General features: G+C 67.6%; 18 protein-coding genes. 6 read left to right on the forward strand and 12 right to left on the reverse strand.

Annotation, left to right across the window (positions count from 1 at the left end):
• Position 1: 1 nt before the first annotated feature.
• Complete coding sequence (locus tag LG306_RS07085) at positions 2 to 727, reverse strand: fatty acid desaturase (RefSeq protein ID WP_404419310.1); 726 nt, start codon at positions 725 to 727, stop codon at positions 2 to 4.
• Between the two features lie 137 nt (positions 728 to 864).
• On the opposite strand from LG306_RS07085, the gene crtY reads away from it, so the two are divergent.
• From crtY to LG306_RS07100, 3 genes are read left to right on the forward strand one after another with little or no spacing between them, the layout of a single operon-like run.
• On the forward strand, positions 865 to 1,974 hold the full coding sequence (gene crtY / locus LG306_RS07090) for a lycopene beta-cyclase CrtY (RefSeq protein ID WP_404419312.1): 1,110 nt from the start codon (positions 865 to 867) through the stop codon (positions 1,972 to 1,974).
• Entirely contained in the window at positions 1,974 to 3,455 is a 1,482-nt protein-coding gene (locus LG306_RS07095) for a phytoene desaturase (protein WP_404419314.1), read from the forward strand. The genes crtY and LG306_RS07095 overlap by 1 nt, the downstream gene beginning before the upstream one ends.
• Entirely contained in the window at positions 3,452 to 4,384 is a 933-nt protein-coding gene (locus LG306_RS07100) for a phytoene/squalene synthase family protein (protein ID WP_404419316.1), read from the forward strand. The genes LG306_RS07095 and LG306_RS07100 overlap by 4 nt, the downstream gene beginning before the upstream one ends.
• A gap of 3 nt (positions 4,385 to 4,387) precedes the next feature.
• Here the strand turns inward: LG306_RS07100 and LG306_RS07105 are convergent, their stop codons facing one another.
• Genes LG306_RS07105 through LG306_RS07115 form a run of 3 tightly spaced genes read right to left on the reverse strand, consistent with a single transcriptional unit; the run spans position 4,388 to position 7,255 of the window.
• Positions 4,388 to 5,455, reverse strand: a complete 1,068-nt coding sequence (locus tag LG306_RS07105) for an ABC transporter permease (RefSeq protein ID WP_404419318.1) — start codon at positions 5,453 to 5,455, stop codon at positions 4,388 to 4,390.
• Positions 5,452 to 6,369: an ABC transporter ATP-binding protein gene (locus tag LG306_RS07110; RefSeq protein WP_404419320.1), complete on the reverse strand. Its 918-nt coding sequence runs from the start codon at positions 6,367 to 6,369 to the stop codon at positions 5,452 to 5,454. Before LG306_RS07110 ends, LG306_RS07105 begins: the two co-directional genes overlap by 4 nt.
• A complete protein-coding gene (locus LG306_RS07115; RefSeq protein ID WP_404419322.1) occupies positions 6,359 to 7,255 on the reverse strand; it encodes a polyprenyl synthetase family protein in 897 nt (298 codons plus the stop codon). The genes LG306_RS07110 and LG306_RS07115 overlap by 11 nt, the downstream gene beginning before the upstream one ends.
• 109 nt (positions 7,256 to 7,364) lie before the next feature.
• Here LG306_RS07115 and fni point away from each other — a divergent pair, with 109 nt between their 5' ends.
• Complete coding sequence (fni, locus tag LG306_RS07120; RefSeq protein WP_404419324.1) at positions 7,365 to 8,408, forward strand: type 2 isopentenyl-diphosphate Delta-isomerase; 1,044 nt, start codon at positions 7,365 to 7,367, stop codon at positions 8,406 to 8,408.
• On the opposite strand, the gene LG306_RS07125 is transcribed toward fni, so the two are convergent.
• A complete protein-coding gene (locus LG306_RS07125) occupies positions 8,375 to 8,860 on the reverse strand; it encodes a sterol desaturase family protein (protein WP_404419326.1) in 486 nt (161 codons plus the stop codon). The two genes, fni and LG306_RS07125, sit on opposite strands and share 34 nt — an antisense overlap.
• Before the next feature lie 74 nt (positions 8,861 to 8,934).
• On the opposite strand from LG306_RS07125, the gene LG306_RS07130 reads away from it, so the two are divergent.
• On the forward strand, positions 8,935 to 9,672 hold the full coding sequence (locus tag LG306_RS07130; RefSeq protein ID WP_404419328.1) for a sterol desaturase family protein: 738 nt from the start codon (positions 8,935 to 8,937) through the stop codon (positions 9,670 to 9,672).
• 9 nt (positions 9,673 to 9,681) lie between these two features.
• Here the strand turns inward: LG306_RS07130 and LG306_RS07135 are convergent, their stop codons facing one another.
• From LG306_RS07135 to LG306_RS07155, 5 genes are all read right to left on the reverse strand, one after another.
• Positions 9,682 to 11,874: a GumC family protein gene (locus tag LG306_RS07135; RefSeq protein ID WP_404419330.1), complete on the reverse strand. Its 2,193-nt coding sequence runs from the start codon at positions 11,872 to 11,874 to the stop codon at positions 9,682 to 9,684.
• 81 nt (positions 11,875 to 11,955) lie between these two features.
• Complete coding sequence (locus LG306_RS07140; RefSeq protein ID WP_404419332.1) at positions 11,956 to 13,239, reverse strand: outer membrane beta-barrel protein; 1,284 nt, start codon at positions 13,237 to 13,239, stop codon at positions 11,956 to 11,958.
• A gap of 21 nt (positions 13,240 to 13,260) precedes the next feature.
• On the reverse strand, positions 13,261 to 14,235 hold the full coding sequence (locus LG306_RS07145; protein ID WP_404419334.1) for an SDR family NAD(P)-dependent oxidoreductase: 975 nt from the start codon (positions 14,233 to 14,235) through the stop codon (positions 13,261 to 13,263).
• The gene (locus tag LG306_RS07150; RefSeq protein WP_404419336.1) at positions 14,235 to 15,557 is read right to left on the reverse strand and encodes a UDP-glucose dehydrogenase family protein; all 1,323 of its coding nucleotides are present in this window, start codon (positions 15,555 to 15,557) and stop codon (positions 14,235 to 14,237) included. The genes LG306_RS07145 and LG306_RS07150 overlap by 1 nt, the downstream gene beginning before the upstream one ends.
• Before the next feature lie 235 nt (positions 15,558 to 15,792).
• Positions 15,793 to 16,584, reverse strand: a complete 792-nt coding sequence (locus LG306_RS07155; RefSeq protein ID WP_091752533.1) for a PhoH family protein — start codon at positions 16,582 to 16,584, stop codon at positions 15,793 to 15,795.
• 310 nt (positions 16,585 to 16,894) lie between these two features.
• Here LG306_RS07155 and LG306_RS07160 point away from each other — a divergent pair, with 310 nt between their 5' ends.
• Positions 16,895 to 17,422, forward strand: a complete 528-nt coding sequence (locus LG306_RS07160; protein ID WP_017506735.1) for a gamma carbonic anhydrase family protein — start codon at positions 16,895 to 16,897, stop codon at positions 17,420 to 17,422.
• Here the strand turns inward: LG306_RS07160 and LG306_RS07165 are convergent.
• Both LG306_RS07165 and LG306_RS07170 read right to left on the reverse strand, forming a co-directional pair.
• Positions 17,417 to 18,349 carry a bifunctional riboflavin kinase/FAD synthetase gene (locus tag LG306_RS07165; protein ID WP_404419338.1) on the reverse strand — a complete coding sequence of 311 codons (933 nt, stop codon included), beginning with the start codon at positions 18,347 to 18,349 and terminating at the stop codon, positions 17,417 to 17,419. The genes LG306_RS07160 and LG306_RS07165 overlap by 6 nt on opposite strands.
• Positions 18,349 to 18,810, reverse strand: coding sequence for a MaoC family dehydratase (locus LG306_RS07170; protein WP_017506733.1), 462 nt, complete (start codon positions 18,808 to 18,810; stop codon positions 18,349 to 18,351). Before LG306_RS07170 ends, LG306_RS07165 begins: the two co-directional genes overlap by 1 nt.
• Positions 18,811 to 18,841 lie beyond the last annotated feature (31 nt).

Genomic DNA, 18,841 nt, shown 5'->3' on the forward strand with positions numbered 1-18,841 from the left:
CCTAGCTGAAGAGACGCCACCAAGGCTTCCAGGGGGTAAGGTGGTGTTCGTGGTGACGGCCGAAGTGGAAGCAGGTCAGCAACGACAGGACCGCGCCGAAGGGGCTGGTGCGGGCGTTGTGGTGGTCGGGAAACGCGTCGCCCGTATGCCTGTGGGGCAGCCAGGTGCCGAAGGTGAACAACTGCAGCGCCGAAAGCAGGGCGGGCGCGGCCCAGAAGACCAGAAGATTGGGCATTCGGGCGCCTAGGATCAGCACTACAACGGCCACCAGCACCGTCAGAACGGCCAGCTCACGCCAGCCGAAATAGGTGCGGAAAAAACCGTAGAACCAACGCAGGAAGGCGCGCGGGGCGTCGGCGTGAAAGTCGGGATCGTCCGCCGTGCCGGGCGCCGCGTGATGGGCGTGGTGTGCTGTCTTCAACGGCGCGAACCGAAAACCGGCGTAGAGGGCCAGCGCCAGGCTGCCGATCGCCGTATTCAGCCGTGGGCGTCCCGGCGCCAGCGAACCGTGCATGGCGTCGTGGGCGACGATGAAGAGGCCGACGGACAGCCAGGTCTGGACGGCGACGATCACCGGAACGGTCAGGACGCTCCAGATCGTCCAGCGATGAAAATAGACGCCGTAGACATGCAGGCTCAGCCAGGTCGCCGCGATCAGGCCGGCCAGGGTCAGGCCGATCAGGGCCTGGTTCGGGACGACCCGTGACATTGGCGTGACGGCGGACATGGCGCGACACTTAGCGCATCGGGTTCCGCTAAGCATCCTGTTCGCTTGCCGCATGCGTCGTCGCGTGCCACCTGTCAGGAATGCAGGTCGACGCCTCTGACACTTCCGCGCCGGACCTTTTGCTGGTTGGCGGCGGCTTGGCCAATGGCTTGCTGGCGCTGCGGCTGTCGCGCGTCCGTCCTGATCTGGACGTGCGAATCGTCGAGGCGGCGCACACCCTGGGCGGGGTCCACACCTGGTCTTTCTTCGACAGCGACCTGACGCAGGCGCAGCGCGACTGGATCGCGCCCTTAGTCGTGCATCGCTGGCCGGGATACGGCGTCCGTTTTCCCCAGTTCGAACGCGCGCTGTCGACCCCCTATTGCAGCGTCACGGCCGAACGGTTCGCGGCGGTGGTCCAGGCGGCCTTGCCTGGAAAGATCATGCTGGGTGCGCCGGTCGCCTCTGTGTCGCCGACCGAAGCGGTGCTGGCTGATGGGCGGCGTCTGAGCGCCAAGGCGGTGATCGATGGGCGCGGGCCGACCGCGACGCCGGATCTGGCGCTGGGTTTCCAGAAATTCGTCGGGCTGGAGGTTCGGCTGGCGGCGCCGCACGGTCTGACCACGCCCATCGTCATGGACGCCTGCGTCGATCAGGCCGGGGGCTACCGGTTTCTCTACACTCTGCCGTTCGATGATCGCACGCTGCTGATCGAGGATACGCGCTACACCGACGGCGATGCGCTGGATCGCGGGGCGTTCCGGCAAGGCGTATTGGATTACGCCCACGCGCAGGGCTGGGAGATCGAGACGGTCTTGCGCGAAGAGGACGGCGTCCTGCCCGTGGCGCTCGATGGGGCCATCGGCGCGCATTTGTCGCGGATGGGGCCGACGGCGCTCAGCGGCTTGCGCGCCGGGCTGTTTCATCCAACCACCGGCTATTCCCTGCCGGACGCCGTGCGCCTGGCCGACCGAATGGCGCAGGATTTCGAGCCGGCGACGGTCGCCGAAGCCATCCGCCGCTATGCGCATGACGTATGGGCCGGACGAAGTTTCTATCGGTTGCTGAACCGGATGCTATTCCGTGCGGCGCGGCCCGATGAACGATACAAGGTGCTGGAGCGGTTCTATCGTCTGCCCCAGCCTTTGATCGAACGCTTCTACGCCGCAGGATCGACCCTCGCCGACAAGGCGCGGATCCTGAGCGGAAAACCCCCGGTGCCGATCGGCGCCGCACTGACCTGTCTGGTCGAAAAAGGACGTGCGTGATGCGGGCTGCAGTCATCGGATCGGGCTTCGGAGGCTTGTCGCTGGCCATACGGCTGCAGTCGGCGGGCATACAGACCACGGTGTTCGAGGCCCGCGACCTGGAGGGCGGCCGGGCCTATGTGTTCAAGGACAAGGGCTACACCTTCGACGCCGGTCCCACCGTCATCACCGACCCTTCGGCGCTGGAGGAGCTGTTCGAGGCCAGCGGCCGCAAGCTGTCGGACTATGTCGAACTGCTGCCGGTCGCGCCCTTCTATCGGCTGTGCTGGGAAGACGGCGACGTCTTCGACTACGTCAACGATCAGGATGAGCTGGACCGCCAGATCGTGGCGCGCAATCCGGCCGACAAGGAAGGCTATCGCAAGTTCCTCGCCTATTCGCAGGACCTGCTGAAGGAAGGCTATCTGAAGCTGGGGGCGGTACCGTTCCTGGACTTCGCCAGCATGGTCAAGGCGGCGCCGGAGCTGGTGCGGCTTCAGGCCTGGCGATCGGTCTATGACAAGGTCGCCAGCTATATTCAGGACGAGCACCTGCGTCAGGCGTTTAGCTTCCACTCCCTGCTGGTCGGCGGCAATCCGTTCGCGACCTCGTCAATTTATGCCTTGATCCATGCGTTGGAGCGGCGCTGGGGCGTCTGGTTCCCCCGTGGCGGCACCGGAGCCCTGATCCAAGCCATGGTGCGTCTGCTCAAGGATCTGGGCGGTGAGGTTCGACTGAACAGTCCGGTCGAGCGCATCACCATGGCGAACGGTCGCGCGACCGGCGTGGTCGTAAATGGCGAGACGCTGGCCTTCGACATGGTCGCCTCCAACGCCGACGTCGTTCACACCTATCAGCGCCTGCTGGGTCAGGAACCGCGCGGTCAGAAGGAGGGCGCCAAGCTGGCGTCGCGGCGTCACTCCATGTCGCTGTTCGTCATCTATTTCGGCCTGAAACGCGTCCACCCGGAGGTGCGCCACCACACGGTGCTGTTCGGGCCGCGCTATCGCGAGCTGATCGCCGAAATCTTCAAGGGGCCGGATCTGCCCGACGATTTCTCGCTGTATCTGCATGCGCCGACGCGGACAGATCCGTCATTGGCCCCGGAAGGCTGCGACGCCTTCTATGTGCTGGCGCCCGTGCCGCACCTGGCCTCGGCCGACATCGACTGGGAGGTCGAGGGGCCGCGCTATCGCGACCGGATCCTGGCTTATCTGGAAGAACGCTACATCCCCGGCCTGACGGCCGATCTGGATACCTGCCGCATATTCACGCCGGTCGATTTCCGCGACCAGCTGAACGCTCACCAGGGTTCGGCCTTCTCGCTGGAGCCGATCCTGACTCAGAGCGCCTGGTTCCGGGTGCATAACCGCGACGACCAGATCCCGAACCTGTATTTCGTGGGCGCCGGCACCCACCCCGGCGCCGGCGTGCCGGGCGTGGTCGGATCGGCCAAGGCCACCGCCGCCCTGATGATCGAGGACGCGAGGCAGCCGGCATGACCGACGCCGTCCTGGATCACAGCCGCCAGTCGATGGAGCAGGGGTCCAAGAGCTTCGCCGCCGCCGCGCGCCTGTTCCCGGCGGCGATCCGCGACGACGCCTGGATGCTGTATTCCTGGTGCCGGCACTGTGACGACGAGATCGACGGACAGGTGTTGGGCCACGGCGCGGTCGGCATTGATCCGGTGCTGGCCGGCGAGAAGCTGGACGAACTGCGCCTGCGCACCGCCGCCGCCCTGGCCGGAGAGCCGCAGACGGACCCGGTCTTCACCGCCTTCCAGCGCGTGGCCATGCGTCATGGCATTCCTGCTGACGAGGCGATGGACCTGTTGCACGGGTTCGAGATGGATGTGGTCGGCCGGCGCTACGACACGCTGGAGGACACGCTGGACTATGCCTATCACGTCGCCGGCGTCGTCGGGGTGATGATGGCGCGGATCATGGGGGTGGACGATGCGCCGACCCTGCGACGCGCCCAAGACCTGGGGCTGGCGTTCCAGCTGACGAACATCGCCCGCGACGTGGTCGAGGATGCGAAGGGGGGGCGGGTATATCTGCCCGGCGCCTGGCTGGATGAGGCGGGCGTGCCGCGCGATCAGGTCGATCAGCCCCAGCACCGCGCCGCCGTGGCCAAAACGGCGCAGCGTCTGGTGGCGGCGGCCGAGCCCTTCTACGCCTCGGCGCGCTGGGGTTTGCGCGATCTGAACCCGCGCTCGGCCTGGGCCATCGCCACGGCGCGCGGCGTCTATCGGTCTATCGGCCGCCATGTGTCGCGCGCCGGGGTGAGCGCCTGGGACGGGCGGACGTCCGTCGACAAGGCGGGCAAGCTGATGCTGCTGGGGCGGGGTGGTCTGATCGCCCTGTGGTGCAAGACGCTGGACGCCTGGCGAGAGCCGCCGCCGCGCCCGGCCTTGTGGACCCACGTCTGACGATCAGCGGGCGGCGCGCCGCCTCTCCAACGTCAGGGCGACCGCAAGGCCCCCTGCGCCCAGACCGGCCATGACCGCCCAGGCGGCGATGACGGTCGAGGTGAACTCGCCCCGCCAGATCACGGCCTGATAGGCCTCGATGGCCCAGGCGTGGGGCGTGATCCAGCCAAGGTCGCGGAAGGCTTCGGGCATCAGAAAGCGCGGCGCCATCGATCCGCCCAGAGCGGCCAGAAGCAGGACCACGAAGGTCGTCAACGGCTGGGCCTGTTCGCGCGATCGACACGCCGCCGTCAGGGCCAGGGCCAGGCCGGCGGCGCAGAAACCGACCGCTAACGCGGTGACCGCCGCCGCCGCCGTCTGCCAGGGCTCCAGGGCGGGCAGCTTGACCCAGGCGGCGACGAACACAGCCGCCGACTGCATCACGCCCACCGCCGTCAGCCAGGCGGCCCGTCCGGCAAGGATGGGCGCAAGGCCGCCGCGCGCCAGGGCCAGGCGGGATTGGAGGCCGGATCGTCGCTCGTCCAGCCCGCCCATGGCCCCGTGCATGGCGGCGAAGAAGACGAACATGACGCTGACCGCGCCCGCATAATAGGTCGCCTGCACATCACCCTGAGGCCCGATCTGCAGGGTCTGAACGCGCGGCGCGGGTCGTGCGACCTGACCCGACAAGGCGGCGGCCATCGGCTCCAGCCGCGCCTGAAGCGCCGACGCCGCCACGTCCCGGCCGGCGGCGGAAACGATCACCAGCTTCGGCGGTCCCTGCGTCGAGGGACGGATCAGTATGCCCGCGTCGGCGCGACCGTCGATGACGGCGCGGTCGAAGGCCTCGCGATCGTCGACGATGCGAAGGCGCGCGCCCATGTCCATCGACACCGCCTCGCGGATCGCCGCTGTCGCGGGCGTGCGCGCCGTGTCGTGCAGAACCACGGTGGTGTCGATGTCGCCCCGTGCACCCGCGCCGAAGATCGCCGCGAACAGCAGATACACCAGGGGCGGCAGCAACAGGGTCAGGATCACGCCTGCGCGGTCGCGCCAAAACCCTCTCGCCCAGGCGCCTGCCACCGCCATCATGATGGAGCCTGCGACAGCTGTGCGACCAGATCGTCCAGGCCGGGGCGGCGCACGGCGACCTCGCCATCCTCGCCATCGACGACGGCGGCCAGCATCTGGGCGATGGCCAGCGCGTCCTCGCAGAGCCGCCGCCACTCCAGCCCGTCTTCAGACGCGGTCAGCCCCGCCTGGGCGAACCATTGGGCGGCGGGGTCAGACGCCGGTCGGGTCAGGCGAATGCTGAGCAGCCGGGCTGAACCGAAGGCGCGATGCAGCAAGGCGTTTGGCGCGCCTTCCGCCAGAAGTCGCCCCTGCGCCAGGACGCCGATCCGGTCGGCCGTATCGGCGACGAAGATGGCGTCATGGCTGATCAGCAGGCAGCCGGCGCCCGCCTTTACGGTTTCGCGCAGGGCGACCGACAGGACGCCGCGGGTCGTCGCATCCACCCCTTCCGTCGGTTCGTCAGCGATCAGCAGGTGCGGTTGTCCGACCAGGGCGGCGCTGAGGTTAGCGCGCCGCTTCCAGCCGCCGGACAGGGTGCGCACCGGCTGGTCCGCGCGCGGGCCGCAGCCGGTCAGGTCGAGCGCGCGGTTCACCGCCGCGCCGCGGTCACGCTTGGGCACGCCGCATAGCCGCGCCGTCACATCGACGTTCTCGCGCGGCGACAGGGCCGGGAACAGGGCGCTGTCCTGCGGCGCCAGCCCGATGCGGCCGCGTGGTCCGCCGCCTTCGCCCAGGACGACACGCCCGCGCCGCGTGGGCAGCAGACCCGAGGCGACACGCGCCGCCGTGGACTTGCCCGCACCATTCGCCCCGAGCAGGGCATAGACCTCGCCCGCAGCGATGCTCAGGCTGAAGTCACGCAGCACGGGTCGGTCGTCGTAGCCCGCTTCGATCCCGCTCATCGACAGGGCCGGCGCGTTGTCAGACCCCAAGTTCGGCCTGCTGGAAAAGGTCCAGGACATAGAGGGCCAGGGGGCTGTCGTGGCCGACCGCCTCGACCGCCTTGGCCAGCGACTGCCGCACCGCCGCACGCGCCCGGCATTCCCCCCACAGATCGACGAAGGTGGTGGTGTCGTCGTCCTGACCCACGTCCTTGCCGACGGCGTCGACGGTCGAACAGGCATCCAGCAGATCGTCGCAAAGCTGGAAGGCGAAGCCGACCGCCTCGCCGAAGTTCGAAAGCCGCGCGAGATCCTGCGCATCGCCGCCGCCGAGCAGGCCGCCGCCGCGCACGGTGGCGACAAACAAGGCGCCGGTTTTCAGATCGTTGATCTGGCGCAGGGCGGTTTCGTCGCGATCCCTTGCGTCGTCTCGGAGATCGCGCATCTGACCCTCGGACAGACCCTCGAAGCCGATCGCCTGCGTCAAAAGGTCCAGGGCCGTCAGACGCGCTTCCGCCGGCGCCGGGGTCCGCAGCACCAGACGCGTGGCTTGGTTCAACAGGGCCACGGCCGCCAGAACCGCCGTATCCTCGCCGTGGCGACGGTGCAGGGTCGGCTGGCCCCGACGCAGCGAGGCGTCGTCCATGCACGGCAGGTCGTCCAGAACCAGCGACGCGGCATGGACCATTTCAAGCGCGCAGCCATAGTCCAAGGCGTCTTCCGGATCGCCGCCGACATGCGCCGCCGCCAGCATGGCCAGCACCGGCCGGACGCGTTTTCCCTTTCCCAGCAAGGCCTCGCGGGACGCCGTGGACAGCAGGCCGTCGTGCGCCGGTGCCACCTCGGCCAGACGCGCCTGAACCTGCAGACGCAGATCGTCGGGCGCGCAGGATGCGTCCGCCAGGGGCGGTTGGCGCAGGATGCCGACGATCGCCATACAGATCTCCCATAGTCGCCAGCGTCGCGTTGCGACCACGCGCCGAACCCTTATGATGCCATACGGCATCACGACCGCGTCGGATGCAACCCGCCAGGAGCCGTTTGCGATGTCCACCGACGCCGATGCCTTGATCCGGCGCAAGGACGAACACATCGACCACGTGCGGGCCGGGCGAGGCGTCAGCCAGACGACATCGGGTCTTGACGCCGTTTGTTTCGTTCACGACGCCCTGCCGGATATCGATCACGACGCGATCAATCTGGCCACGCGCTTTTTGGGGCGACGGGTCGCCTTGCCGTTCCTGATCAGTTCGATGACCGGCGGGCCGTCGCGGGCCGAGGCGATCAATACGCGGTTGGCCGAGGCGGCCCAGGCCCTGGGCGTCGTTCTGGCTGTCGGCTCACAGCGTGTGGCGCTGGAGACGGAAGGTGGTGTGGGTTTGGGACTGGATCTGCGACGCCGCGCCCCCGATGCGATGATTTTAGCCAACCTGGGCGCCGTGCAGTTTGCCCTGGGCTATGGCGTCGACGAGGCGCGGCGGGCCATGGAGATGATCGGCGCCGACGCCCTGATCCTTCATCTCAATCCATTGCAGGAAGGCATTCAGCCCGAGGGCGATCGAGACTGGCGCGGCGTGGCGCAAGGCATCGAACAGGTCGCGGCGGCTTTCCCGGGTCGTCTGATCGTCAAGGAGACCGGCGCCGGCCTGTCGGGCGCGGTGGCGCGCCGCTTGGCGGACATGGGCGTCGCCGCGCTGGACGTGGCCGGAGCGGGGGGCACCAACTGGGGCCTGATCGAGGGCGCGCGAGCCACGGGCGGTCGGGCCGAGGCGCTGGCCGCACCCTTCGCCGGCTGGGGCGTACCGACGGCGCGCAGCCTGCTAGACTGCGCCGAGGGCGCGCCGGAACTGGATCTGATCGGGTCGGGCGGCATCCGCGACGGGCTGGATGCAGCGCGCGCGATCCGGCTAGGCGCTTGCCTAGTCGGTCAGGCGGCGGGCGTGCTCGAGGCGGCGCTGACCTCGACCGAGGCGGTGGTGGATCATCTGGACCTGATGGCGGCCCAGCTGCGACTGGCCTGTTTCTGCACCGGATCGGCGGACCTCGCCGCCCTGGCTCAGGCTCCGTTGCTGGATGAGCCGCGTTTCTGAGACAGTTCGGCCTTCAGCGAGCGCGCCGACCGCACCCATAGGAAGCCGAACGACACGCAGCCCTCGCGCGTCCGCACCGCATGATGCAGCCTATGCGCCTGAATGCGGCGCGTCCAAAACCCCGAGCGCCCCGCGATCCCCGTCGGGAAACGGCGATGCACCAGCCCGTCGTGAAAGAAGAAATAGATCAGTCCATAGGCTGTGACACCCAGGCCGATCGGCAGTGCCCAGGGCCAGACGTGCAGGCCCAAGGCGACGAAGACGATGGCCGGGGCGGCGAACACCACGGCGAACAGGTCGTTCTTCTCCAGCACGTCGTCGTGCGGCTCGTGATGGCTGCGGTGCCAGGTCCACAGCAGGCCGTGCATGACATAGCGATGCATCGCCCAGGCGAAGACCTCCATCCCCAGGAAGGTAGCGAGGAACAGCAGGATCATCGTCGGCCAGGACATGACCGCATCATAGGCGCCTTCAGCCCTGCGCGTCACGACTTGACCCGGCGCGGCGTTTCGCCGTCTGTGCGCCCATGTTGAAGGACCTGTTCGTCACCACCCTCGCGCTCAGCCTGATCATCGGCGTGCGCTATCTGCTGGTCGGCGTTGTGACCCATGGCTTGCTGTGGGGCGGAGCGGGACGGGGGCGTCAGCTGAACCACAGGCCGCCGGCGGCGAAACGCATCCGCGCCGAAGTCATCGCGTCCCTGATCGCCTGCCCGATCTACGCCTTGCCGGCCGCACTCGTCATCGAGTTCTGGAAGCGCGGCGGGACGGCGATCTACGACGATATCCATGCCTGGCCGCTGTGGTGGCTGCCCGCCAGCTTCATCGTCTATATGCTGGCGCACGACGCCTTCTACTATTGGGTCCACCGCGGGCTGCACCACCCGCGCATCTTCCCCTGGGCCCACGCCGAACACCACCGGTCGCGCGATCCCAGCGCCTTCGCCTCCTTCGCCTTTGATCCGGCCGAGGCGATCGCCACGGCCTGGTTCCTGCCGGTCCTGACCCTCTTCATCCCTATTCACTGGGGCGTAGCTCTGGCGCTGCTGACCTTGATGACCGCAACCGCCGTGCTGAATCACGCCGGCCGCGAAGTCTGGCCAGCGTCCTGGCTGAAACGCGCCCCTTTGCGCTGGATGATCACCGCCACCCACCACGACGCGCACCACAAACGTTTCAACGGCAACTATGGCCTCTACTTCCAGATGTGGGACCGTTGGGCCTCGACCGAGGTGTCGAGCCGGCGAGGGGAAAGGCCGCGCTGACGCCCGGCGTCAGGCCGCGTAGTATTTTCGATAGGCGCGGTAGTCGTAGTCGGCGTGGCCATAGCCTTGGCCCGACTGGGCCCGGACATCAACTTGGCTCAGGGTGACGCCGAGGGGGCGCGCACCGGCCTGATGCAGGATGCGCAAGGCGGCGGCGACAGCGCGCGCTGGGGTCTTTCGCCAGCGGGTGAGCAGGACGACGCTGTCGGCCTTGCCCGCCAGGATACGGGCGTCGGCGAGGACCAGGACGGGCGCAGTGTCGATAACGATCAGGTCGAAGGCCTGACGCAGGTCATCCAGCAGGGCGGTCATCGGCGGGGCGCCGAACAGGTCGTCGGCCGACAGGCCTGATCCCGACAGGGGCAGAACCTGCGCGCCGGAGACCGGGTCCAGCACCAGGACGTTTCGCCAGGCCGCCGCGCCATGCAGCAGCTCGGCCAGGCCATGGTCGGGGTTCAGCCCCAGCATTCGCGTCACGCCACGCCGACGCGGGTCGCCGTCGATCAAGAGAATGCGTCCGCCGGAGCGCGCGGCGACGCGGGCCAGACAGACGGCTGTAGTGGTCTTGCCTTCGCCAGGCAGGGCGGAGGTGACGGCGACGATGCGCGCGGACGGCTCGCCCACGACGCTGACGATGGGGGTGATCGAAGTGCGCAGCGCCCGGAAGGCCTCGGCGAAGACCGACAGCGGGCGTTGGACGACGAGGTCGATCGGATGCAGCGTCTGATCCTCCGCCGCCGCCACGGATGAGGCGAGGGGAACGGCGCCGACGGCGCCGACGCCCAGCCTGCGCTCGATGTCATCGGGGCCGCTGAGGCCGGTCTGCATGGCGTTGGCGATGATGACAGCCCCGGTTCCCGCCGCCGTGCCCAGCAACAGGGCAAGCGCGAGGCTGATCATCAGGTTTGGCGCGCTTTGTGCGGTCGGAGGCGTGGCGCGCGAGACGATGCGGGCGTCCGCCAGTTCGACGCCGGTCTGGGCGCTGGTCTCGCGATAGCGATCCAGGAAGGCGCGGTAGATGGCGCGGGCGGCCTCGGCTTCGCCCTCCAGTTCGCGCAGGCGCACCGAGGCGACGTTGTTGTCGGCCAAGGCGCCGCGCGCGGCGTCCAGGCTGGACTGGACCGAGGCGGCGCGTTGGCGGGCGACCTGAGCCTGGGCGTCCAGGTTCGAGACGACACGGCGGATCTCGGCCTGGATTTGCGCGTCGATGTCGGACAACTCCTGACGGGCGCGGATCATGTCGGGGTGCAGTGGGCCGTAACGGACCGACAGGTCCGCGACGCGGGTGCTGATCGCCGCGCGCTGAGCGCGAAGGTTCTGGACGACGGGAGAGGACAGGGCCTCGCCGACATCGTCGCCGTTGGAGCCCGCCGCCATCTGGGCGCGGGCGGTGCGCAGGCGGGCGTCCTGCTCGGCCTGCTGTGCGCGGGCCAGGGCGAGTTGCTGGTTGTAGGCCGAGATCTCCTGCTCCGTCAGGGTGGCGCCCTGGGCGCTGAGCAGGCCGTTATCGATCCGGTAGGCGGAGACGGCGGCGTCGGCGGCCTCGACCTGGCGGCGCAGGTCTTCCAGCCGGGCGCCCAGGAAGGTGTTGGCCTGGGCGTTGGCGTCGAACTTGGCGGTGAGTTGAGACTGGAGATAGGCGCTGGCGAAGGCGTTGGCGATGCGGGCCGCCTTGGTCGGGTCGTCGGAGGTGAAGCTGATCGCCATCGAATAGGTCAGGCCGACGCGGCGCACGGTCAGGCGTCGCCTGACGGCGTCGATCACCTGTTGACGCTCGATCTCAGCATCGTTCGGCGCAGGCGTGGCGCGCGACAGGTGGTGGGTGAGGAGTGAGGATCGCAGGCGGGCGTTGAACTTGGGATCGCGGATCAGACCCAGCGTCTGCACGACCTGTGCGGCGAGCTGGGGTGACTTCAGAACCTCGACCTCGGTGTCGACGATGGCCGCCTCGGCGTCGAGCGCCGACAGCACGGCCTGTCCCGCCACGACCTGTTCCTTGCGGGTGTTGATCTGGAGGCTGGCGGTCGCGGTATAGACCGGCGGCTGGCCCAGCATCAGCGCCAGCACGATCAGGCAGACGACGGCTGCGACAGCGGTGAACAGACCGAGACGACGGCGGAAGGCGGTGATCAGGGCGTGGAGGTCGATGGCGTCGTCCGCCGGCTGGCCGGGACCGCCGATCGCGGTGTCGTGGTGGGTCATCGCGCCATCGAACGGTGATCGTCCCGTCTAGTGGTGCGATGATGCCTTCAGGTTGTCAATCTTCGCGCTGTGGCCGTGCGCTCAGAACTGCGAGACGACCGCGATGGACAGGCGCGTCGAGCGATATGTGGGTCCCGCGGCCGCGCCGGACGAGGATTGGTCGAGATAGGTCAGACCGGCGGTCAGGCCGTAACGACGGTTGAGGCGATAGAGGGCGCTGAAGCTGGCGGCGAAGCGGGTGTCGGTGCGGTCGAGGCCGTTGTAGTCGTCTTCGCTCCACGCCGTTTCCGCCGTCAGGATCAGATTGCGCAGCAGTTCGTGGTCCACGCCGATCGACAGGTCGGTGCGCAGGGCGCCGGCCGAGCCGATCACGCCGGTGTCCTCGACGCTGCGCCCGGCGGCGGCTGTCAGGGTCGTCAATTGCGTCGGAAACCAAGACAGGCGCGCACGACCGCCAAAGCCGTCGAGATCGCCATAGGCTGCATCCTGGAAATCCTGGCGGATATAGCCGGCGGCGACCTCGCCCCGGATCAGCGCGCCCAGCTCGAAGTCCACGCCAGCCAAGGCTTCGTGACCGGAAGAGGATCGATCCGGCGACCCTGCCACGTTGCGATAGTCGCGGTCATCGCGGGCGACCTGAAAGAACAGGGCGGTCGCGGGAGAGAGGGCGTAGTCGACCCGGCCGGTCAGGAGGTCGACGGTGCGATCCCGATCGTCCTGTTCGATGACGGCGCCGGCGTCGTTCAGCCCATCGCGGTAGTCGTAGCGAAGAACGGCGGCCTTGGCTGACAGGCGCAATCGACCCCGCGTGCGCGTCGCGGCCAGCGATGCGGAGGCCAGATCGAAGGCGATCGGGCGGCGAGCGGCGGGATCGGCCCCGGCGGCCGTGCGGGCCTCGTGATCATGGGCATAGTCGGCGGCCAAGGTGACGTCGGCGCCTCGAACGATGTCGAGACGGCCGGCGCCGCCCAGGCTCCAGTCGGTCGTGTTCTCGCTGTCGAAGTCGAGGTTGCGGTCAATCTCGGCGCGGACGCGGCTTTCAAGCGCGTGGCGCGACCAGTGGGATCGGACGACGACCTCAGGCGTCAAGCGCAAGGTCGTTGCAGGCTGACGGTCGTCTTCGGCTGCAAAGACATTGTCATCATGGACCACGCCCGACCGAAGCCGGGGAAAGGCCGTGAAGCCGCCGGCCCGGACGCCGAGCGGGTCATAGGCGGGTTGCGGCCGATCACGCACGGCGACCGCGCGGTTGCGAACGAAAAGGTCGATTTGCGCGTCCTGAGCCGAGCGCAAAGCCTGGGCCGTGGCGTCGGTTGCGCCGAACAGCATCAGGGCGGCGCCGGCCGGCAGGATTTCGCGTCGCATCGGCCCCCCAGCCTTCTTGCGTCAACCGTTCTGGTATTGACGCCACCAGGCGACGAACTTTTCCAGTCCGATCTTCAACGGGGCCTTGGGCTGATAACCGCACAGGGCGTTCAGCTTGGAAATGTCCGCATAGGTGGCGGTGACGTCTCCGGGCTGCATGGGCCGCATGATTTTTTTTGCCTCGACGCCCAGCGCGGTTTCCAGCGTGGAGATCATCTCCATCAGGCCGACGGGCTGGCTGTCGCCGATGTTATAGACCTCGTGAACGCCCCGCGCCGGGGGGCGGTCCAGCACGGCGATCACGCCGTCGACGATGTCGTCGATATAGGTGAAGTCGCGCGCCATATTGCCTTCGCCATAGACCTCGATCGGCTCGCCGCGCACGATCTTCTGGGTGAAGCTGAAATAGGCCATGTCGGGCCGGCCCCAGGGGCCATAGACGGTGAAGAACCGCAGGCCCGATTGCGGAAAGCCATAAAGCCTGGCGTAGCTCTGGCTCATCAGTTCGCACGAGCGTTTGGTCGCGGCGTAGAGCGAGACGGGATTGACCGTCGGGTCGTCCTCCCGGAAGCCCGAACCTTCCAGCGGCCGGTCACCATAGACCGAACTGGACGAGGCATAGACCAGATGCGTCACGCCGTTGTGCCGCGCGGCCTCCAGCATCGACAGATGGCCGGCCAGATTAGACCGCTCATAGGCGAAGGGATTGTCGAGCGAGTAGCGGACCCCCGCCTGGGCCGCGAGGTGAACGATCCGCCTGACCCCGGCGTCCGCGACCAGCGCGCGCATCTGCGCGTGGTCGGCGATGTCGGCGCGGACCATCTTGAAGCCGTCTCGCCCTTCCAGCCGCGCGGCGCGGGCGGCCTTCAGGCGCGGATCATAGTAGTCGTTGAAGACATCGACGCCGATCACCTGCTCGCCCCGGTCCAGCAGTCGCTCGGCGACGTGCATGCCGATGAAGCCGGCGGCGCCCGTCACGAGGATCGGCGACCCCATCAGCCGCGCCCGATGCCCATGTAGCGGAAGCCGCGATGCTTCATGTCCTCGGGCCGATAGATGTTGCGCAGATCGACCAGGACCGGCTGATTCATCAGCAGCTTGATGCGGTCCAGATCCAGGGCGCGGAACTGGTCCCATTCGGTGACCAGGACCACGGCGTCGGCGCCGACGACGGCGTCATAAGCGCTGTCCTTCATCTGGATGTCGGGCAACAGCTTGGCGGCCTCGTGCATGCCTTCGGGATCGAAGGCCTGAACGGTCGCGCCGGCGGCGATCAGAGCAGGCGCGATATCCAGCGACGGAGCGTCACGCATGTCGTCGGTGTTCGGCTTAAACGTCAGACCCAGAAGGGCGACCGTCTTGCCCTGGACACTTGTCCCCAGGGTCGCGGCGACGCGGTCGGCCATGGCCTTCTTGCGGGCGTCGTTGACCTCGACCGTGGCCTCGATCAGCTTTGTCGGCGCGCCGTATTGCTGGGCGGTGCGGACCAGGGCGATGGTGTCCTTGGGGAAGCACGAGCCGCCATAGCCCGGTCCGGCGTGCAGGAATTTCGAACCGATCCGCTTGTCCAAGCCGATGCCGCGCGCGACCTGCTGGACGTCGGCGCCGACGGCTTCGCACAGGTCGGCCATCTCGTTGATGAAGGTGATCTTCATCGCCAGGAAGGCGTTGGAGGCGTATTTGATCAGCTCGGACGTGCGACGGCCCACAAACAGCAGCGGGCTCTCGTTCAGGTTCAGTGGACGATAGAGTTCGCTCATGACCTTCTGTGCGCGGCCGCCGGCGTCGCCGGTCATGTCGTCGATGCCGATGACGACGCGGTCGGGACGTTTGAAGTCGCCGATCGCGGCGCCTTCACGCAGGAATTCGGGGTTGGAGACGACGGCGAAGTCGGCCTTCGGATTGGTCTTGCGGATGATGGCTTCGACCTCATCGCCCGTGCCGACCGGGACGGTCGATTTGGTGACGACGACCGTGAAGCCTTCGATCAGGCCGGCGATCTCCTCGGCGGCCGCGTGGACGTAGGACAGGTCGGCATGGCCGTCGCCGCGCCGGGTCGGCGTGCCCACGGCGATGAAGACGGCGTCGGCCCGGCGAATGGCCTCGGCGCCGTCCAGGGTGAAGAACAGTCGACCTTCGCGCACATTGGCGGCGACCAAATCATCCAGCCCCGGCTCATAGATCGGGATTTCGCCCCGCTCCAGCCGCTCGATCTTGGACGGGTCCTTGTCGATGCAGGTGACGACATGGCCGAAGTCGGCGAAACAGGCGCCGGACACCAAGCCCACATAGCCCGTCCCAATCATCGCTACGCGCATCGAAATCCCTCATCAGCCGCGAGCCGACCTTTAGCGGGTGAGCGCGGCGGGGGACAATGGGCGTTTGGCCCAATCCATCAGATCGTCCCTCGCCGTCATTCCGGGGCGTCCGCAGGACGAACCCGCAACCCAGGTGGCTCGCATCCAGCGTTGAACGCATGGAGTTGCGCGTGCTGCCCTGGGTTCCGGGTTCTTCGCTACGCTCAGCCCCGGAATGACGACCTAAGCCAAGTCTTCAGAGGACGCCGATCATCGAGGCGACCAACGGGTGACGGACGATGTCGCGCTCGGCCAGACGCACCACGGCGATGTCGGGTACGGCCTCCAGTCGCGCCGAGATGTCCGACAGGCCCGAGATGCCAGGCAGCAGATCCGACTGCTGCGGGTCGCCCGTCACCACCATGGTCGAATGCCAGCCCAAACGGGTCAGCAGCATCTTGAGCTGGACGTAGGTGCAGTTCTGCGCCTCGTCCACGACGATGAAGGCGTTGTTCAGCGTGCGGCCGCGCATATAGCCGACCGGGGCGATCTCGATCAGACCTTCGGCCATCAGCGCCTTGACCCGCTTCATCGACAGACGATCGGACAGGGCGTCGTAGAGCGGGCGCAGATAGGGCGCCAGCTTGTCCTCCATGTCGCCGGGCAGGAAGCCGATGGATTCCCCGGCCTCGACAGCAGGGCGGCTGAGGACGATTCGGCCGACCTTGCCTGCCTCCAGCGCCTCGACCGCCTTGGCGACGGCGAGGTAGGTCTTGCCGGTGCCTGCGGGACCCAGCGCCATAACCAGGTTGTGGTGGTCGATGGCTTCCATCAACTCGCCCTGGCCCTCAGACTTGGGCTTCAACGTCTTCAGATAGCCTTGGTCGCGGTCGTCATTCGAGGGATAGGGCGACCACCCTGATCGCTCGTTATGCGGGGCGTGAAGCCTACGAACTTTCGACTCCTCCATGAAATCACGCGAATCCAGGATTCCGTGTTCACGCGTTTGACGCTTGGTTGCAGCACGCTTGGTCATGGACGCCTCCAGGGCATGAAAAAAGGCGGACCCGAACGGGCGCCGCCTTGGATGGTCTTGGGGAGGAAGAGGTCGCGGCCTGCAGAGCAGCGGCCCGGATCGACAGCAGGGCCGTCTGCAACGGGGTGCGCCCGCCGCCGAACAACCGAACCAGGATCCCAACGCGCCACGCGAAAGCCCCGACTTGATGACCGGATCGGGCTTGATCCGGTTTCGGATCCGGGGCCGAAATGGCGACCCACGAATCGCATCAACAGAATGATGCTATCGTGGTTAGCGATCCGTTAAAGCCCTCGTTTTTCAAAGATTAGGCGGTGTACAGATGACCATTTACGCCTTGGGCGACAGCAAACCGCAGCTTCCGCCGCAGGGCGAATACTGGGTGGCGCCAAGCGCATCGGTAATAGGGAACGTGATTCTCCACCCCAACGCCAGTGTCTGGTTCGGCGCCGTGCTGCGCGGGGACAACGATCCGATCACAGTGGGGCCTGACAGCAACATTCAGGACGGCAGCGTGCTGCACACCGACATGGGTTCGCCGCTGACGCTGGGACGCGGCGTGACGGTGGGACACAAGGCCATGCTGCATGGCTGCGAGGTTGGGGACTACAGCCTGATCGGCATCGGGGCGGTGGTGCTGAATGGGGTCAAGATCGGCCGGAACTGCATCATCGGGGCCAACGCGCTGATCACAGAAGGCAAGATCATCCCGGACAACAGTCTGGTCGTGGGCCAGCCCGGCAAGGTGGTGCGGGAGCGTGACCCGGCGCACATCGCCGTGCTGCAGATGTCGGCCGAACACTATGTGCAGAACTGGAAGCGGTTCGCAGCGGAGCTTCGGCCTCTATGATCGGCTGAGGATGGTTCGCGCCGCCGCCGCATCGGCGTCGATCTGGGTCTTCAGGGCGTCGAGACCGTCGAAGGTCTCCTCGCCGCGCAGCCAGGCGACCAGTTCCGTGTCCAGCGTCTGGCCGTACAGATCGGCGTCGAAGTCGAACAGCCAGACCTCCATCAGCGGGGTCTCCAGCGCATACATGGGACGCACGCCCAGGCTGGCGACGCCGTCGATCACCCGCCCGTCCGGCAATCGGCTGCGGGTCGCATAGACGCCGTAGGCGGGGCGCATATAGTCGCCGAGCGCGACGTTGGCCGTCGGCACGCCGATGGTGCGGCCGCGCTTGTCGCCGTGGATCACCTCGCCCCGAATGGCGAAGGGGCGGCTCAGGATGGCGGCGGCGCGGGCTATGTCGCCGGCCTTCAGGGCCTCGCGAACGGCGCTTGACGACAGTTTCAGCCCGTCCGCGTCATCCAGCCGTTCGGCGACCGAGACAGTGAAGCCCAGCCGCTCGCCGTAGGCGCGCAAGGCCTCGGGCGAGCCGGAGCGGCCCTTGCCGAAGGTGAAGTCGAACCCGATGGCGGCGTGACGGATGCCCAGACCCCCGGCCAGCACCCGTTCGGCGAAGGCGGCGTCGGTCATGCCGGCCATCTCGGCGTCGAAGGGCAGCAGATAAAGGATGTCCACACCCAGCGGCGCCAGGGCCTCGGCCATCTGGTCGGCCGTCATCAGCCGAAAGGGCGCGGCGTCCTTCTGGAACCAGCGGCGCGGATGAGGATCGAAGCTGACGACGCCCAGCGGCGCTCCCAGACGTTCCGCCGCGTCGCGTGCGCCGGCGATGACGGCCTGATGCCCGCGATGCACGCCGTCGAAGGCGCCGATGGCGACCGCCGCGCCCTTCAGCGCGTCCGACAGGTCGCGCCAGTCGCGGACAATCTGCATCAACGTTGGGACGGTTTGCGCCGGCGGGGCACGCGAACGACGGCGACGCCGTCCATGATCATGGTCTCGCCGACGAAGCCTTCGCAGCTGAGTTTGACCCGCGCGCTCTCGGGCTCGACCTCGATCACCGTGATCAGGATGCGCACGACGTCGTCGATCCGCACCGGCTGATGGAAGGCCAGGGTCTGGGAGATGTAGATCGAGCCGGCGCCCGGCAGGATGGTGCCGACCACAGCCGATCCGAACGAGGCGCTGAGCAGGCCGTGAGCGATCCGGCCGCGATAGGCGGTCTTGGAGGCGAAGGCCTCATCCAGATGCACCGGGTTGAAGTCGTCGGACGCCTCGGCGAACAGCCGAATGCGGTCCTCTGTCGCGACGACGATTTTCTCGGCCGCCATGCCGACGTGAAGTTCGTCCAGGATGTAACCACCGGACGGATGCTGCTGAACCAATTCGACCATGGCTGAGGCTTTAACGGCGGTGCGACAAAAT

This window comes from Brevundimonas vesicularis, assembly GCF_044807075.1.
GTDB lineage: Bacteria > Pseudomonadota > Alphaproteobacteria > Caulobacterales > Caulobacteraceae > Brevundimonas > Brevundimonas vesicularis_G.

Excerpts from the sequence above, each read along its gene's own strand:
- LG306_RS07085 (WP_404419310.1), bottom strand. The coding sequence starts at position 727 with ATGTCCGCCGTCACGCCAATGTCACGGGTCGTCCCGAACCAGGCCCTG.
- LG306_RS07140 (WP_404419332.1), bottom strand. The coding sequence starts at position 13,239 with ATGCGACGCGAAATCCTGCCGGCCGGCGCCGCCCTGATGCTGTTCGGC.
- fni (WP_404419324.1), top strand. The coding sequence starts at position 7,365 with ATGTCCACCGACGCCGATGCCTTGATCCGGCGCAAGGACGAACACATC.
- LG306_RS07145 (WP_404419334.1), bottom strand. The coding sequence starts at position 14,235 with ATGGGGTCGCCGATCCTCGTGACGGGCGCCGCCGGCTTCATCGGCATG.
- LG306_RS07115 (WP_404419322.1), bottom strand. The coding sequence starts at position 7,255 with ATGGCGATCGTCGGCATCCTGCGCCAACCGCCCCTGGCGGACGCATCC.
- LG306_RS07135 (WP_404419330.1), bottom strand. The coding sequence starts at position 11,874 with ATGACCCACCACGACACCGCGATCGGCGGTCCCGGCCAGCCGGCGGAC.
- LG306_RS07130 (WP_404419328.1), top strand. The coding sequence starts at position 8,935 with ATGTTGAAGGACCTGTTCGTCACCACCCTCGCGCTCAGCCTGATCATC.
- LG306_RS07125 (WP_404419326.1), bottom strand. The coding sequence starts at position 8,860 with ATGTCCTGGCCGACGATGATCCTGCTGTTCCTCGCTACCTTCCTGGGG.
- LG306_RS07105 (WP_404419318.1), bottom strand. The coding sequence starts at position 5,455 with ATGATGGCGGTGGCAGGCGCCTGGGCGAGAGGGTTTTGGCGCGACCGC.
- LG306_RS07160 (WP_017506735.1), top strand. The coding sequence starts at position 16,895 with ATGACCATTTACGCCTTGGGCGACAGCAAACCGCAGCTTCCGCCGCAG.
- LG306_RS07100 (WP_404419316.1), top strand. The coding sequence starts at position 3,452 with ATGACCGACGCCGTCCTGGATCACAGCCGCCAGTCGATGGAGCAGGGG.
- LG306_RS07170 (WP_017506733.1), bottom strand. The coding sequence starts at position 18,810 with ATGGTCGAATTGGTTCAGCAGCATCCGTCCGGTGGTTACATCCTGGAC.
- LG306_RS07150 (WP_404419336.1), bottom strand. The coding sequence starts at position 15,557 with ATGCGCGTAGCGATGATTGGGACGGGCTATGTGGGCTTGGTGTCCGGC.
- LG306_RS07095 (WP_404419314.1), top strand. The coding sequence starts at position 1,974 with ATGCGGGCTGCAGTCATCGGATCGGGCTTCGGAGGCTTGTCGCTGGCC.
- LG306_RS07165 (WP_404419338.1), bottom strand. The coding sequence starts at position 18,349 with ATGCAGATTGTCCGCGACTGGCGCGACCTGTCGGACGCGCTGAAGGGC.